We start from the raw sequence: 15,871 nt of genomic DNA, 5'->3' as shown, positions 1-15,871 counted from the left end.
AAAATCCGGATCAGCTGGCTTCGTTCAGGATCAGGCTCCGGTAATGCCCGGGATTTGAGCCCGACCACTTGCGAAACGCCTTGTAGAAAGAGCTCGCATCGGCAAACCCCAGCCGTGTTGCGATCTCGGCAAAGCTGATAGCCGGCTCGGCCAGCCAGACAATCGCCAATTCCTTGCGCACACTGTCCTTGAGCCCCTGGTAAGTCTGGCCCTCTTCGGCCAGGCGCCGACGCAGGGTGGAAGCCGACATGCACAGCTGTTGCGCCAGGGGTTCGGTTTCCGGCCAGTGTTCGGCGGGCAGCTGCCGCAAATCGTGTTTGATCCGGCTGGCCAGGCTCTCCGGGTCGCGGTACTTGACCAGAATATTGGCCGGCGCTTGGGCCAGGAAGCGCTTGAGTTCTTCCGGGCTGCGCTTGATCGGCAAATCCAGGCACTCGGCGGAGAAAATCATCCGCGTGCGCGGCCGGTCGAAACGCAGGTTCTCGGAGAACATCACCTGATAGTCATCGCAGAAGTCCGGTGCCGGGCAGCGCAACTCGATGGCCAGGATCGGAATCCGCCGCCCCGCCAGCCAGCAGGCAACGCCGTGAACGATCATCCAGTACGTGAAATACGTGAAGGCGCGGCGCGGGTCCTGGTCGTCTTCGAGCAGGACGATTTCGGCCAGGCTTTGCTGACGAACCAACTGCGCCGGCAGGTGTTCGAGCATCAACGACAGAAAACTCAAACCCGAGGTCAGGCCGGCGGCCAGACTCGACTGGACCATGGAGCAGCGGCAGAGAAACTCCAGGCTGCCGGATTTGAGTTTGCGCGGGTCCATGCCAAAGAACTCATCGTCTCCACGTCGCGCCAGTAAACGCCACAGACGTGCATAAGCTGTGGCCGGGACGCGGGCATCGCTGCTGTCGAGCAGTGCCGGATCGATGCCGACCTTGTTCAATACCTTATCGGTGGTCGCTCCGGGGGCGCAACTTTGCAGCAGTGCTTCACGCACCAGTTGAATGGAGATGGTGTCTTTTTCCGACATTGACCGAACTAAGCCCTGTTCTTGTTTGAAGTGGGGGCATATTAGCGCAGCCGTTGGCCCGACGCAGATCCCTTGTGGGAGCGAGCTTGCTCGTGATAGCAACGTGTCAGTCGACATCATTGCTGAATGTCAGTCCACCATCGCGAGCAAGCTCGCTCCCACAGGGGACGGTGTGATCTTTTGATCTGTTCAGGTTAGGTTCAGGTAAATGTCAATGACTGGCATTTGGGAATGAGTGTCATTATGTTACAAATTAGCACCCTATCTAATGACGCCCCGGTGCTGAATGCTCGTTCCTTTTCTGATCATGCTGCGCGAAGGCATTGAAGCCGCGCTGATCGTTGGCATCATCGCCAGCTACCTCAAGCAGACCGGCCGCGGCCAGTGGATGCCTGCGGTGTGGATCGGCGTGTTCCTCGCCGCAGCCCTGGCCCTGCTGGTGGGCGGTGGCCTGGAACTGGTCAGCGCCGAGTTCCCGCAAAAACAACAGGAACTGTTTGAAGGGGTGGTCGGCCTGGTCGCCGTGGGCATTCTCAGCTCCATGGTGTTCTGGATGCGCAAAGTTGCGCGCTCAATCAAACATTCGCTGCATGTTTCTCTCGATCAGGCGCTGACCGGTTCCAGACACCAGGTCACGGCGCTGATCGCCATGGTGTTTTTCGCCGTGGCCCGAGAAGGTCTGGAAACGGTGTTCTTCCTGCTCGCGGTGTTCCAGCAGAGCGAAGGCCCGGCGGCACCGATCGGCGCCCTGCTCGGCCTGATCCTGGCGATCATTGTCGGGTTCCTGATCTACACCGGCAGCATGCGCCTGAACCTGGGTGCGTTTTTCCGCTGGACCGGGTTGTTCATTCTGGTGGTCGCCGCCGGGATCCTCGCCAACTCGGTGCAAGCGCTGCATGAAGCCGGCGTGTGGAATCACCTGCAAACCGTGCTTTTCGACTTCAGCGCAACGCTGCCGATGGATGGCCCGCTCGGCGCGGTGCTGGCCGGGATGTTCGGTTACCAGGACGCGCCGACCGTCAGCACCCTCGGGGCGTATCTGATTTATCTGGTGGTGGCATTGGTGATGTTTTTTCTCCCTGCGCCTGTGCCTGCATCCGCCAAGCAATCTTCTTCAGTTTCCAGTCAGTAAGGGCACCCATGCCAAATCAAGCCCCTCCCCAGGCCTCCCCTCCCCGCGCCTTGCGTTGGGCGGTGGCCGGTTCGGTGATCGTGATGATCGCCGCCGGTGGCCTGTTCTACTACGCCTCGAAAGTGGCCGCCGCCAAGCGTCAGGCCAACCATGACGAAGTGCTGGTGACCATCCACTCGCACAGCTGCGAGCCGAATGCACTGAGCGTCCCGGCCGGTCGCGCCAGTTTCCGCATCGTCAATCGCTCGGACCGGGCTGTTGAATGGGAAATTCTCGACGGTGTGCTGGTGGTCGAAGAGCGGGAAAACATCGCGCCCGGCCTGAGTCAGGTGATCAATGCCAACCTGTTGCCCGGTGACTATGCGATCACGTGCGGCCTTCTGAGCAATCCGCGCGGCACCTTGCACGTCAGCCCGACCGCCGCTTCAGACGCTGCGGCCAAGGCCAAACCGTCGATGGTGGCCTTTGTTGGCCCACTGTCGGAATTCCGCGTTTACCTGAGCACTCAGAGCAGCGCGCTGATCAAAGCCGTCACCGCCCTTGAACACGCCATCGAAGCCGGCGACCTCAGCCAGGCGCAAGCCTTGTATGTGCCTGCCCGCGCCGCGTATCAACGGATCGCCCCGGCCGCCCAGCGTCTGGCCGAGCTGGACAACACGATCAACGCCCGCGCCGATTACTTTGAGAAACGCGAACAGGATCCGGGCTTCACCGGTTTCCACCGGATCGAATACGCACTGTTCCAGCAACGCAATCTCGACGGTCTGACGCCCGTCGCCCAGCGTCTGATCACCGACGTCACCACGCTCAAACAGCAACTGCTGGCCCAGTCGCTGCCGCCCGAGCAACTGGTGAGCATTGTGGTGCGAAATCTCAACAGTATGGCCGACGTACGCGCCAGCAGCGGTGAAGAAGAACGCTACAGCCACACCGACCTCAACGGTTTCGCCGCCAACCTCGACGCCACCCGCAAAGTCGTGGACCTGTTGCGTCCGTTACTGAGCAAATCCGCCGCCGAACTGCTGCTGAAGATCGACAACGCCGCCACTGCCCTCGACGCCGAGCTCAACGGCTTCAAGGTCAAGGACGGCTATGCGAGCTACGACAGCGTCAGTGCCGAGCAGCGCAAACAGATCGCCGACAAGGCCAAGGTTCTGGCCGACGCACTCGATGGAATCGATCCCGCCCTTGGCCTTTCCGGCCTGTAAGCAGAAGAACAAACCGATGAACGATTCAGAGCAATTCAACCTCCAGCGTCGCCGGGTCTTGATGGGCATGGGCGCCGCTGGTGTGGCATTGGCCGGCAGCGCACTCAGTTGCCCGGCCATGGCTGCCAGCCCGGCGCAAGTGACCGAAGCGCCGAGCAGCGACAAGACCGAAGACCGCCACGCGTTCCACGGCCAGCACCAGACCGGCATCGTCACCCCACGCCCGGCTTCCGGCATGCTGGTGTCGTTTGACGTTTTGGCCAGTGACCGCGAAGACCTGGAGCGTTTGTTTCGCACCCTCAACGAGCGCATCGCCTTCCTGATGAAGGGCGGCCCGGTCACGCAGGTCGATCCGAAACTGCCGCCGGTGGATTCGGGAATTCTTGGCCCGGTGGTGACGCCGGACAACCTGACCATCACCGTGTCCGTGGGCGAGTCACTGTTCGATGAACGCTTCGGTCTGGCCGCCGCTAAACCGAAGCGGCTGATCCGCATGGTCGGTTTTCCCAACGATGCGCTGGAAGCCGATTGCTGCCACGGCGACCTCAGCTTGCAGTTCTGCTCCAACACCACCGACACCAACATCCACGCCCTGCGCGACATCGTGAAGAACCTGCCGGACTTGCTCCTGGTGCGCTGGAAACAGGAAGGCAGCGTGCCGCCCCAGGCCCCGGTCAAACCCGGTGTGCCAGCGCAAAGTGCACGCAACTTTCTCGGTTTTCGTGACGGCTCGGCCAACCCGAATTCCAATGATGCCAAGGCCATGGACAGCATCGTCTGGGTACAGTCCGGCAGTGACGAACCGGCCTGGGCGGCCAATGGCAGCTATCAAGCGGTGCGGATCATCCGTAACTTCGTCGAGCGCTGGGATCGTACGCCGCTGCAGGAACAAGAAAGTATTCTCGGCCGGGTCAAAAGTACCGGCGCGCCGATGGGTGGCGAGCATGAGACCCAGGTCCCGGACTATGCCAAGGACCCTGAAGGCAAGCTGACCAAGCTCGATGCCCATATCCGCCTGGCCAACCCGCGCACCGCCGCGACACAGGGCAACCTGATCCTGCGCCGGCCGTTCAACTACTCCAACGGCGTGAACAAGAACGGTCAGTTGGACATGGGGCTGCTGTTCATCTGCTATCAGGCGGATCTGCAAAAAGGCTTCATCACCGTTCAGACCCGACTCAACGGCGAGCCGCTCGAGGAATACCTCAAACCGGTTGGCGGCGGGTACTTCTTCACCCTGCCCGGCGTGACGGATGACAAGGATTTCATCGGTCGCTCGCTGCTTGACGCCACGCAACCAGCTCTTCAACCAAAAGCCACCGCATAACCAACCCCCACCACGGAACCGTGCCATGAAAAAGTCGCCACTCGCGTTACTGCTGACCCTTGGTTTGCTCAACACCCCGCTTTCGGCTTTCGCGGCGACGGCACCGCTGGAGTTGGTGGGGCCGATTTCGGACTACAAGATTTACGTGACTGAACAGCTCGATGAGCTGGCCAGCCACACCCAGCAATTCACCGATGCCGTGAAAAAAGGTGACCTGGCCACTGCCAAAAAGCTCTATGCCCCGACCCGCGTCTACTACGAGTCGATCGAGCCGATTGCGGAGTTGTTCAGTGACCTGGACGCGTCTATCGACTCTCGCGTCGATGACCACGAAAAAGGCGTGAAAGCCGAAGACTTCACCGGTTTCCACCGCATCGAATACTCGTTGTTCTCGGAAAACAGCACAAAGGGCCTGGGCGAACTGGCCGATGGCTTGAACAAAGACGTGAAAGACCTGCAAACCCGCGTCGCCGGCCTGACTTTCCCACCGGAAAAAGTAGTGGGCGGCGCTGCGGCGCTGCTTGAAGAAGTCGCTGCGACCAAGATCTCCGGTGAGGAAGATCGCTACAGCCACACCGACCTTTATGACTTCCAGGGCAACATCGACGGCGCGAAGAAAATCGTCGATTTGTTCCGTCTGCAGATCGAAAAGCAGGACGCGGCCTTCATTGCCAAAGTCGACAAGAACTTCGCTACGGTGAACAAGACGCTGGCCAAGTACAAAACCAAGGACGGTGGCTTCGAGACGTATGACAAGGTGAAGGAAAACGACCGCAAGGCGCTGGTCGGGCCGGTGAATACACTGGCTGAGGATTTGTCGACGTTGCGTGGGAAGTTGGGTTTGAATTAAACATCGGCGTTGTCTGCGAAAAGATCGCAGCCTCCGGCAGCTCCTACAGGATGTACGTCATCCCACTGTAGGAGCTGCCGAAGGCTGCGATCTTTTGCTTTAAGCCTTACAGAATCCGATAGAGCAACCGCTCGATCCGCACACGACTCACGCGCTTGAGAAACTTGGCCACCCCCGCCGGGTACTCCAGCAGCGTTTCCAGTTCCTGATAACGCTCGATGCGGCGGGTGTTCTCGAAAATCTCCGCCAGCTCTTTACGACGCGGCTCCAGCAACTCACCTTTCGGATCATCAATCAGCAAGGCGTTTTCCAGATCGAGACGGAACGCCCGCGGGTTGAGGTTGTTACCGGTCAGCAAGGTGTAACGCTGATCGATCCACATGCCCTTGAGGTGATAGGTGTTGTCGCCGTCACGCCACAGATGCAGGTTCAACTTACCGCTGTCGACGCTGCGATGATGACGCTTGGCGAAACGCCGCAGGCTGATCTCGTAAAGGTACGGCAGCGCCGAAATCACCTTGAACGGCTCGCTCGGCGGGATGTAGAAGTCGTTGGCCGTCTTGTCGCCGACGATGATGTCGATCTTCACGCCCCGCGCAAGGGCCCGGTTGATTTCCCGGGTCACGGTCAGCGGCAGATTGAAGTACGGCGTACAAATAGTCAGTTGATGCTGAGCGCTGGCGATCAATTCGCAAATCACCCGGCTCAACGGGTTGTTCTTGCCGACACCGAGCAATGGGCTGACCGACAAACCGCCCTTTTCCGTGGTGCCTGTCGTGGTGTCGTACGCCGCGTGCTTGAGGCGACTGCGCAAGTCGCCGATGTCGTTGCGCAGGCTGCGGGTGGTCGGCAGGTTCGGCAAATCGAGACGATGCACCGCTTTGGAGGCGATCAGACCGTGCTGAATCAGGTGCTGCATCGAATCGGCCAGAGCGCTGTTATTTAGCAGGTGATAACGGTCGTAGCGGTACTTGTCGAATTTGTGCAGGTAAACGTTGTTCAGGCTCGCGCCGCTGTAGATCACGCAATCATCGATCACGAAGCCTTTCAAATGCAGCACGCCGAACAGTTCTCGGGTCTGCACGGGAACGCCATACACCGGCACTTCACTGGCATGAGTGCGGGTGGTTTCTTGATACCAGGCCGAGTTGCCCGGCTGCTTGCCGGCACCGATCAAGCCGCGCTGGGCGCGCAGCCAGTCAACGACCACCACCACGTCCAGTTCCGGACGCGCCAGTTTGGCCGCGTGCAAGGCATCGAGAATTTCCTGGCCGGCTTCATCCTGTTGCAAATAGAGCGCGACGATATAAATGCGCTGGGTGGCGCTGGCGATCTTTTCCAGCAGGCACCGACGAAACTCGGCAGCGCCAGAAAGGATGGTGACGGCATCGGCGGTCAGCGGAAAACTGCGCAGTTTGGGCAGCAGAGAGCGTTTGAAAAGCGACGGCATAGGGCTCGCAAAAAGGTCGAATCCGAAGAACCCGAGAGCTTACACCATGGATCGGTTCGGGTCTTGTTACTGACTGTAATGCCCCCATCGCGAGCAAGCTCGCTCCCACATTTGAAATCCGTTCCCCTGTGGGAGCGAGCTTGCTCGCGATAGCAATTTTGTAGGCGACGAAAATATCTCCTTGACCAAGGAGAACGATCGTTCTACTGTTCGCCACATGAACGAAATAACCAGCAACGACACACGCGACATCATTCTGGATGTCACCGAAAAGTTGATCTACAAGAGTGGCATCGCTGCCACCGGGATGGATCTTCTGGTGAAAACCGCCGGCGTCTCCAGAAAAAGTATTTACCGCTACTTCGCCAACAAGGAGGAGCTCACCGTCGCGGCCCTGCAACGCCGTGATGTGCGCTGGATGCATTGGTACAGAAGCGAAGTCGACCAGGCTGAAACACCGGCCGACCGGCTGCTCAACCTGTTTACCGTACTCAAGGCCTGGTTCGCCTCCGAAGGCTTCCGTGGCTGTGCATTCATCAACACCAGCGGCGAAACCGGCGACCCGCAAGACCCGGTTCGCCTGGTTGCCAAAGACCATAAACAGAAGCTGCTCGACTACGTGCGCGAGCTCTGCACCGAACATGGCGCCACAGACCCGGAGACGCTGGCCAAACAGCTGCTGATCCTGATCGACGGTGCCATTACCGTGGCGCTTGTCATGGGTGATCACAGTGCCGCCGATAATGCGCAATGCATGGCGCGAAAGTTATTGGACCTGTAACACTTTAACCAAGCCCGACAACTTGCTAGAACTTTACTTTGATAGGGAGACTATTAATGTCTAATGCCGAAGTTCGTCCGCCATTGCCGCCATTCACCCGTGAATCGGCCATCGAAAAAGTACGCCTGGCCGAAGACGGCTGGAACTCCCGCGACCCGGAACGGGTGTCGCTGGCCTACACCCTGGACACCAAATGGCGTAACCGTGCCGAGTTTGCCTACAACCGCGAAGAAGCCAAAGGTTTCCTGACGCGCAAATGGGCCAAGGAACTGGATTACCGCCTGATCAAAGAACTTTGGGCCTTTACCGGCAACCGCATCGCCGTGCGTTATGCCTACGAATGGCACGACGACTCGGGCAACTGGTTCCGCTCGTACGGCAACGAAAACTGGGAGTTCGACGAGAACGGTTTGATGGCCAATCGGTTTGCCTGCATCAACGACATGCCGATCAAGGAAAGCGACCGCAAGTTCCACTGGCCGCTGGGTCGTCGGCCGGATGATCATCCAAGCTTGTCCGACCTCGGCCTGTAAACACTGATCCCCTGTAGGAGCTGTCGAGTGAAACGAGGCTGCGATCTTTTGACTTTGATTTTTGAGATCAAAAGATCGCAGCCTCGTTTCACTCGACAGCTCCTACAGGTTTTTTGTGGTGTTCAGGCTACCGCGGCCTGCTGCTTGGCCGCTGCCTTGGCTTCTAGCTCGCGCACCAACGGCAATACCCGCTTGCCGAAATACTCCACTTCTTCCTGAAAGTGCAGAAACCCCGCCAATACCAGGTCCACGCCCACCGCTTTCAACGCAACTATCCGCTCGGCAATCTGCTGCGGCGTACCGATCAGGTTGGTCTTGAAGCCGTCGTTGTACTGCACCAGATCCTCGAACGTCGACTTGGCCCAGTTGCCCTCACCCTCAGGTGACGCCCTGCCCGCCTGCTTCGCCGCATCGCCAAACGCATTCACCGCCTCCGGGTCAGCCTGATCGATGATTTGCGCCAGCACGGCGCGCGCTTCTTCTTCGGTGTCGCGGGCAATGACAAACGCGTTCACGCCGACTTTCACCGAATGATTGTTGGCCGCCGCCTTGGTGCGAATGTCATCGACCTGGGCCTTGATGCCTTCCGGGGTGTTGCCGTTGGTGAAGTACCAGTCCGATACCCGTGCCGCCATGTCCCGAGCCGCGCGGGAACTGCCACCCTGGAAGATTTCCGGCTGACCCAGCGGTTTCGGTTTGAGGCTGTAGTTGTCGAAGCGGTAGAAGTCACCGCGAAAGGTAAAGTTGTCCTGGCTCCAGATGCCCTTCAGCGAGCGGATGAATTCTTCGGAGCGGCGATAACGCTCGTCGTGTTCCAGCCAGTGTTCACCAATCGCCTGGAATTCACCCTTGAACCAGCCACTGACGATGTTCACCGCCACCCGGCCGTTAGTCAGCTGGTCGATGGTTGCCAATTGCTTGGCTGCCAGCGCCGGTTGCCAAGGGCCGGGCAGGATGGCGGCGATCACTTTCAGTTTGGTGGTGGCGGCCAGCAGCGCGTGGCTGAAGGCGACCGATTCGTGCTGGTACTCGGCGCCGTAACCGGCGGTGAAGCGGATCTGCGTCAGGGCGTATTCAAACCCCGCCTCTTCGGCCAGTTGCGCCAGTTTGCGGTTGTAGTCGATGCCCCAGTGGGTGCGTTGCTCGATCTTGCTGACCACCAGCCCGCCGCTGACGTTCGGCACCCAGTAGGCAAATTTGACGGCTTGCTGACTCATAGGCATGTCCTCGGGACTTTAGGGATGTCCTGGGGTGAGAGCAGCAACCGTGCCACCGCCAATCTTGAAGTGAGCCGAGTACTGTGGCGAGGGAGCTTGCTCCCGCTGGGCTGCGTAGCGGCCCCAAGTTTTTGTGAGCGCTGCGCACTCAAGCGGGAGCAAGCTCCCTCGCCACAGATGTGGGTGCGTCTGAGGCAATTTGCTGATGCACTGTTGGTACAGCAACAATTCACTGCGTGCCGACATCCAGTTCCTCCAATAAATCCTGGCCCGCTAGCTTCGGCATGGACCCTGCAATTGCCCCTGGCAGACGCAACACTTTCTACTGCCGATCCGAGGAGCCGTCCCATGACCGAACACCAGGTAATCAATCCGCTGTCCATTGGCACTGACTATGAAGCGCTGGCCGCAAGGTTCCGGCCGATTTTCCAACGCATCGCCGCCGGTGCCGTTGAGCGCGAACAGTCCCGCAGCCTGCCGTACGAACCGATTCAGTGGCTCAAGGACGCCGGTTTCGGCGCGGTGCGGATTCCAATTGAATACGGCGGTGGCGGCGCCTCCCTGCCACAACTGTTTGAGCTGCTGATCGAATTGGCCGAAGCCGATTCCAACGTGCCTCAGGCCTTGCGCGGGCACTTCGCCTTTGCCGAGGATCGCTTGAACTCGACACCTGGGCCAGGCCGGGATCTGTGGTTCAAGCGCTTCGTCGACGGTGACATCGCCGGCAATGCCTGGACCGAAATCGGCAGCGTCGCCATTGGCGATGTCATCACCAAAGTCTCGCCTCACGGTGACCAATGGAGGCTCAACGGCGAGAAGTTCTACAGCACCGGTAGCCTGTTTTCCGACTGGATCGACGTGTACGCGCAACGCAGCGACACCGGCGGCGACGTGATTGCCGCCGTCCGAACCCGCCAGCCGGGCATCGTGCAGAGCGACGACTGGGACGGTTTCGGCCAGCGCACCACCGGCAGTGGTACTTCACGGTTTATCGATGCCGACGTGGAGGCCGAGAACATCATCGACTTCGCCACCCGCTTCAAATACCAGACCGCGTTTTATCAGTTGGTGCTGCTGGCGACACTGGCCGGGATCGGTCGTGCGGCGTTACGCGATGTGGCTCGCCAGGTGCGTGAACGCAAACGCATCTACAGCCATGGCAATGCGCAGCATGTCAGCCAGGATTCGCAGGTGCAGCAAGTGGTCGGTGAGATTGCGGCCCTGGTGTATGCGGCCGAGGCCAGCGCCTTGAGGGCTGCGCAACCGGCGCAGCGGGCTTATCTGGCGCGATTCTCAGGTGATGATGCCTTGGAACAAGAGGCGAATGTCGCGGCGGAAATCGAATCGGCCAAGGCTCAGGTGGTGGTTACCGAGTTGATCCAGCGTGCGACCACGCAACTGTTCAACGCGCTAGGGGCTTCGGATACGCGCGTGGGTAAATCGCTGGACCGGCACTGGCGCAATGCGCGGACGGTGTCGTCGCACAATCCGGTGATCTACAAGGCGCGGATTGTCGGGGATTGGGTGATCAACGGGACCGAGCCGCCGTTTGTGTGGCAGATCGGGAATGGACCTGACTGCAAAATCTAACGGTTGTCCGCTCCCCCTGTAGGAGCTGCCGAAGGCTGCGATCTTTTGATTTTGTTTTTAAGGGCAAGATCAAAAGATCGCAGCCTTCGGCAGCTCCTACAGGGGATCGGCGCCAGAGCGGTCGCCGCACAAGTTGGATATAGGTAAGATATCGGCCCTTCCCCCGCAGCCCTGTCCTGCACCCCGCCGAATAAGCCGATTCCATGCCTTTCGAACTCAGTGTTGACCTCACCACCCTGGCCATTCTGGCCCTCGTCGCTTTCATTGCCGGTTTCATCGACGCCATTGCCGGCGGCGGCGGTCTGTTGACCACTCCGGCGCTGCTGACCGCAGGCCTGCCGCCGCACTTGGTGCTGGGCACCAACAAACTCAGTTCGACGTTCGGCTCGGCCACGGCCAGTTTCACCTTCTACCGACGCAAGCTGTTCCATCCCAAGCAGTGGATGCACGCGATTGTCGGCACGCTGGTGGGCGCGCTGACCGGTGCCGTGGTCGCTCACTACCTGCCGGCGGAATGGCTGAACAAGATGCTCCCGGTGATCGTTTTCGGCTGCGGCGTCTATCTGTTGTTTGGCGGCACGCCGAAAGCGCCACTGGACAGCGACGCACCGATCAAGAAAAAGTGGCAATCGACCCAAGGCTTCGGCCTCGGGTTCTACGACGGCGTGGCCGGTCCCGGTACGGGCGCGTTCTGGACCGTCAGCACGATGCTGATGTACCCCATCGATCTGGTGAAGGCCAGCGGCGTGGCGCGCAGCATGAACTTCGTCAGCAACATTGCGGCACTGTCGGTGTTCGTGTTTTCCGGGCAAGTGGACTGGATCATCGGCCTGAGCATGGGCCTGTCGGTGATGGTCGGGGCATTCTTCGGAGCTCGCACCGCCATCAGCGGCGGTGCGAAGTTCATTCGCCCGGTGTTCATCACCGTGGTGCTGGGCTTGACCGTGCGGTTAGCCTGGCAACACTGGTTCAGCGTGGCCTAAGCGCCGCGCCACATAGACGTCGATCAGGTAACGGGCAATCGAGCGTGACGCCGGCAACGGCGGCAGCTCATGAACGTTGAACCACTGGGCGTCTTCGATCTCGTCTTCCTGACACACGATCTCGCCACCGGCGTATTCGGCATGGAAACCCAGCATCATCGAATGCGGGAACGGCCAGCACTGGCTGCCCATGTACTGGATGTTCTTGACCTCGATCTGCACTTCTTCGCGGACTTCACGGATCAGGCAGTCTTCGGCCGATTCACCCGGCTCGGCAAACCCCGCCAACGTGCTGTAGACCCCGGCGACAAAGCGTGGCGAACGGGCCAGCAGGACTTCATCGCCCCGGGTCACCAGTACGATCATGCTCGGCGAAATGCGCGGGTAGCTGCGTAAATCACACGGCTCGCAATACATCGCCCGTTCCCGGGTTACCTGGGTCATCGCCTGCCCACAGTTACCGCAAAAACGGTGTTCGCGGGCCCAGGTGCCGATTTGCGCGGCATAACCGAGCACTTTGTAGAGCGTATGGTCGCCTTCGAGCATGAACGCCCGCAGGCCTTTCCAGTTGCAGCCCGGCACCTCGCTGTGACTGCGCAGCTCCAGTAAATAGACCGGTTCGCCGTCCAGGTGACCGATGCCATGTTCGGCGAGGATCGACAGGTCCTGGCGCTTGAGCCATTCGCGCGGAAACAGCGCGCCATTGTCATCGAACAGAAAACCTTCGGGGCTGCGCGCCACGGCCCAGCCGCCGGGTTGATCGGTGTCCAGTACTGCGGTGGTCCAGCGTGAAGTCATTTTTAATCAATCCAGAAATTCGGGTTTCTGTTTGCTCATATGGGCGGCCATGGCCACGCGCAGATCGGTGGATTGCAGCATGGCGGCGTTCCAGGTGGCGACGTATTCGAGGCCGTCATCGATGCGATGGTCGCGCATGTAGCTGATCATCTCTTTGGTGCCGGTGATCGCAATCGGCGACTTGCCGGCGATCTCGCGGGCTATGCCCATGACACCGTCGAGCAGGCTGGCCGTGTCGCTGTAAACCCGATTGACCAGGCCCATTCCACGCGCTTCTTCGGCACCGAACGTGCGACCAGTGTAAGCCAGTTCACGCAGCATGCCGTCACCGATGATCCGCGGCAAGCGTTGCAAAGTGCCAACGTCGGCCGCCATGCCGATGTCGATTTCCTTGATCGAGAATTGCGCGTCTTCGGCGGCGTAACGCATGTCGCAAGCCGAAATCAAATCAATGGCGCCACCCAGGCAATACCCCTGAACCGCCGCCAATACCGGCTTGCGGCAATTGTCGACGGCATTGAAAGACGCTTGCAGGGCGAGGATCTTGCGGCGCAGCAGGCGCGCGTTGCGCCCCACGTCCTTGCCCAGTTCATTGACCACGCCGGCCAGCATCATCAGGTCGATGCCGGAAGAAAAATGCTTGCCCGCACCACTGAGCACCACCACCCGGACTTCGTCGGTATCGTCGACCCACTGGAAAATCTCGATGATCTCGCTCCAGAACGCGGCATTCATCGAATTGATCTTTTCCGGCCGGTTGATCTGCACATGGGCGATTTTATCGGCCAGTTCGACGGTGAACGCAGTGTACTGAGACATGGCAGTGATCCTTTTACCGGGCAGAAAATGAGGCCCGGACTATAACAAGGCATCAAGGCGCACCGTAAGGCAGCGGTTCGGCCAAAGACGGGACTGGCCGCCGCGCACCATTACAGTGCGCGAGCATTGCCGCGTTTCGCACATTCATGTGACACCTCGAAGATGTTTTGAGGCAAAAAGGTAAAAAAACATGCCCTTCGTCGGTGCGTTTCCCCCTCCAAGCGGTACGTCCGTACCTCTTTAAACCGATTGTCGAACAATTTTGCCATTCGGCCTCCCCCGCTCTAAGTTCTGGCCTAGACTCAGTTCCGCGGGGTAAAACCGGTCGGTCACAAAGCGGAAAGAAAGTCGAAACTTTTGCCGGTCGTGACGGGTCAGGTTAAAGGGAGGTGCGTTGCGACTGGTGCAATCCTTGCAACGATCTCTATAGCCATTCTGCTTCATCGTATTGGCAGCGCTTGCTCACCGATGCGTAGCGCGTTTGCGCCCGGCCACAGGAATTGGCCACGAAACACCGTTTGTGCCAGACCTAAGAATTAGATCAACAACACGGGAGATTCATATGATCAGTGCGGCTTTAGATATTCAGGGAGAACGTGCTCATCAGCAGGTCGGCGAAACGAGCGCTGTGAGCGCCCCCAGCCACCAATCGATCAGCGTCCCAGGCACCAAGACGCTGACACCGGTGGCCAGCCAGAACCCCAACAAGAAGAAAGTGCTGTTCGTCACCTCGGAGATCGCCGATCTGGTGAAAACCGGTGGTCTGGGCGACGTTTCCGCAGCGCTGCCGCGAGCCATGGCTCATTTGCACGATGTGCGAGTGTTGATCCCCGGTTACCCGCAGGTGCTGCACAGCGAAAACCCGATTCATATTATTGGCGAGCTCGGCGGTCACGCCGCGTTACCTCCCTGCAAGATCGGGCGCATGGACATGCCCGACGGTCTGGTCATTTACGTGTTGATCTGCCCCGAGCTCTACGAGCGCGAGGGTTCGCCTTACGGCGCCAACAACGGCCGCGACTGGCCGGACAACCACATTCGTTTCGCCCGCTTGGGCCTGGCAGCCGCCGACATCGCCGCCAACCTTGCACAAATTCACTGGTGCCCGGACCTGGTGCACGCCCATGACTGGCCTGCCGGTCTGGCCCCGGCTTACATGCACTGGCGTGGACAGCGCACCCCGACGCTGTTCACCATTCATAACCTCGCCTACCAGGGCGTGACCAGTCTTGGCTCGTGCCCGGAACTGGGTATCCCCCTGCATGCCTTGCAACAGGAAGGCATGGAGTTCTACGGCAAGATGTCGTTCCTCAAGGCCGGCATGGCTTATTCGAGCCACATCACTACCGTCAGCGCCACCTATGCCCAGGAAATCACCACCCCGGCTTTCGGCTGCGGTCTCGACGGTTTTCTTGCCGCCAAGACCCAGCAAGGTCTGCTCAGTGGCATTCCCAATGGCATCGATGAAAGCTGGGACGCGGCCACCGACCCGCACCTGTTCTGCCCTTTCAAAATTGGCGACTGGGAAGGCAAAGCGGTCAACGCCGCCCACGTCCGTGAGTTGTTCGGCCTGGAAGACTCCGAAGGTCCGCTGTTCGCCGTAGTTTCGCGACTGGTCTATCAGAAAGGCCTGGACCTGACCGAAGCCGTCTCCGAGTACATCGTCAAATCTGGCGGGCAGATCGCGATCATTGGTCGCGGCGAGCCGGAAGAAGAACAAGCCATGCGTGAGCTGGCCCTGCGTTTTCCAGGCCAGATCGGCGTGCGCATCGGTTTCAACGAAACCGACGCTCGTCGCATGTTCGCCGGCAGTGATTTCCTGCTCATGCCTTCGCGTTACGAGCCTTGCGGGCTGAGCCAGATGTACGCCCAGCGCTTCGGTTCGTTGCCGGTGGCACGCAACACCGGTGGTCTGGCCGACACCATTGAAAACGGCGTGACCGGTTTCCTGTTCGACGAATCCACGGCCGAAAGTTACGAGGAAGCCCTGAGCCGGGCCTTCAAGGTTTTTGCCTTCCCGGACCTGCTCAATGCCATGCGCTGCCGGGCCATGGCCGCGCCTTTCAACTGGTGCAAGGCGGTTGAACCGTACGCCGAACTCTACGAAAAACTGGTGACCAAGGCGCTGGGTAAATCGGGTAAACATTAAGAGGTTT

14 protein-coding genes are annotated in these 15,871 nt (G+C 59.7%); 9 read left to right on the top strand and 5 right to left on the bottom strand.

Features of this window, described 5'->3' with window-relative positions:
- Nucleotides 1-10: 10 nt before the first annotated feature.
- Entirely contained in the window at nucleotides 11-1,027 is a 1,017-nt protein-coding gene (locus ACA079_RS14860) for an AraC family transcriptional regulator (RefSeq protein WP_497704109.1), read from the bottom strand.
- 286 nt (nucleotides 1,028-1,313) lie between these two features.
- On the opposite strand from ACA079_RS14860, the gene efeU reads away from it, so the two are divergent.
- Genes efeU through efeO (ACA079_RS14840) form a run of 4 tightly spaced genes read left to right on the top strand, consistent with a single transcriptional unit; the run spans nucleotide 1,314 to nucleotide 5,544 of the window.
- The gene (efeU, locus tag ACA079_RS14855; protein ID WP_497704108.1) at nucleotides 1,314-2,159 is read left to right on the top strand and encodes an iron uptake transporter permease EfeU; all 846 of its coding nucleotides are present in this window, start codon (nucleotides 1,314-1,316) and stop codon (nucleotides 2,157-2,159) included.
- 8 nt (nucleotides 2,160-2,167) lie between these two features.
- Nucleotides 2,168-3,367 (top strand): iron uptake system protein EfeO, encoded by a 1,200-nt coding sequence (gene efeO / locus ACA079_RS14850; RefSeq protein ID WP_497704107.1) that lies wholly within the window; start codon nucleotides 2,168-2,170, stop codon nucleotides 3,365-3,367.
- Nucleotides 3,368-3,383: 16 nt separating this feature from the next.
- Entirely contained in the window at nucleotides 3,384-4,694 is a 1,311-nt protein-coding gene (gene efeB / locus ACA079_RS14845) for an iron uptake transporter deferrochelatase/peroxidase subunit (protein ID WP_497704106.1), read from the top strand.
- Between the two features lie 25 nt (nucleotides 4,695-4,719).
- On the top strand, nucleotides 4,720-5,544 hold the full coding sequence (gene efeO / locus ACA079_RS14840; RefSeq protein ID WP_497704105.1) for an iron uptake system protein EfeO: 825 nt from the start codon (nucleotides 4,720-4,722) through the stop codon (nucleotides 5,542-5,544).
- A gap of 106 nt (nucleotides 5,545-5,650) precedes the next feature.
- Here the strand turns inward: efeO (ACA079_RS14840) and pssA are convergent, their stop codons facing one another.
- Nucleotides 5,651-6,994 carry a CDP-diacylglycerol--serine O-phosphatidyltransferase gene (pssA, locus tag ACA079_RS14835; protein WP_497704104.1) on the bottom strand — a complete coding sequence of 448 codons (1,344 nt, stop codon included), beginning with the start codon at nucleotides 6,992-6,994 and terminating at the stop codon, nucleotides 5,651-5,653.
- 217 nt (nucleotides 6,995-7,211) lie between these two features.
- Between pssA and ACA079_RS14830 the strand changes: the two genes are divergently transcribed.
- Together ACA079_RS14830 and ACA079_RS14825 are read left to right on the top strand one after the other, a co-directional pair.
- Nucleotides 7,212-7,775, top strand: a complete 564-nt coding sequence (locus ACA079_RS14830; protein ID WP_008152706.1) for a TetR/AcrR family transcriptional regulator — start codon at nucleotides 7,212-7,214, stop codon at nucleotides 7,773-7,775.
- 56 nt (nucleotides 7,776-7,831) lie between these two features.
- Nucleotides 7,832-8,308: a nuclear transport factor 2 family protein gene (locus ACA079_RS14825; protein WP_010460010.1), complete on the top strand. Its 477-nt coding sequence runs from the start codon at nucleotides 7,832-7,834 to the stop codon at nucleotides 8,306-8,308.
- A gap of 122 nt (nucleotides 8,309-8,430) precedes the next feature.
- Here the strand turns inward: ACA079_RS14825 and sfnG are convergent, their stop codons facing one another.
- Nucleotides 8,431-9,525 (bottom strand): dimethylsulfone monooxygenase SfnG, encoded by a 1,095-nt coding sequence (sfnG, locus tag ACA079_RS14820; protein WP_497704103.1) that lies wholly within the window; start codon nucleotides 9,523-9,525, stop codon nucleotides 8,431-8,433.
- Between the two features lie 348 nt (nucleotides 9,526-9,873).
- Here sfnG and ACA079_RS14815 point away from each other — a divergent pair, with 348 nt between their 5' ends.
- The gene (locus tag ACA079_RS14815; protein WP_497704102.1) at nucleotides 9,874-11,115 is read left to right on the top strand and encodes an acyl-CoA dehydrogenase family protein; all 1,242 of its coding nucleotides are present in this window, start codon (nucleotides 9,874-9,876) and stop codon (nucleotides 11,113-11,115) included.
- A gap of 203 nt (nucleotides 11,116-11,318) precedes the next feature.
- Entirely contained in the window at nucleotides 11,319-12,098 is a 780-nt protein-coding gene (locus tag ACA079_RS14810; RefSeq protein WP_140678939.1) for a TSUP family transporter, read from the top strand.
- Here the strand turns inward: ACA079_RS14810 and nudC are convergent.
- Complete coding sequence (gene nudC, locus ACA079_RS14805; protein ID WP_497704101.1) at nucleotides 12,066-12,896, bottom strand: NAD(+) diphosphatase; 831 nt, start codon at nucleotides 12,894-12,896, stop codon at nucleotides 12,066-12,068. The genes ACA079_RS14810 and nudC overlap by 33 nt on opposite strands.
- 6 nt (nucleotides 12,897-12,902) lie before the next feature.
- Nucleotides 12,903-13,715: a crotonase/enoyl-CoA hydratase family protein gene (locus ACA079_RS14800; RefSeq protein WP_497704100.1), complete on the bottom strand. Its 813-nt coding sequence runs from the start codon at nucleotides 13,713-13,715 to the stop codon at nucleotides 12,903-12,905.
- Nucleotides 13,716-14,277: 562 nt separating this feature from the next.
- Here ACA079_RS14800 and glgA point away from each other — a divergent pair.
- Nucleotides 14,278-15,864, top strand: coding sequence for a glycogen synthase GlgA (gene glgA, locus ACA079_RS14795; RefSeq protein ID WP_497704099.1), 1,587 nt, complete (start codon nucleotides 14,278-14,280; stop codon nucleotides 15,862-15,864).
- The last annotated feature ends 7 nt before the right edge of the window (nucleotides 15,865-15,871 follow it).

The sequence above is a fragment of the Pseudomonas sp. LBUM1645 genome (genome assembly GCF_059716185.1).
Note: the sequence above shows the minus strand (reverse complement) of the source record. Positions and strands in the feature narration are given on the sequence as shown.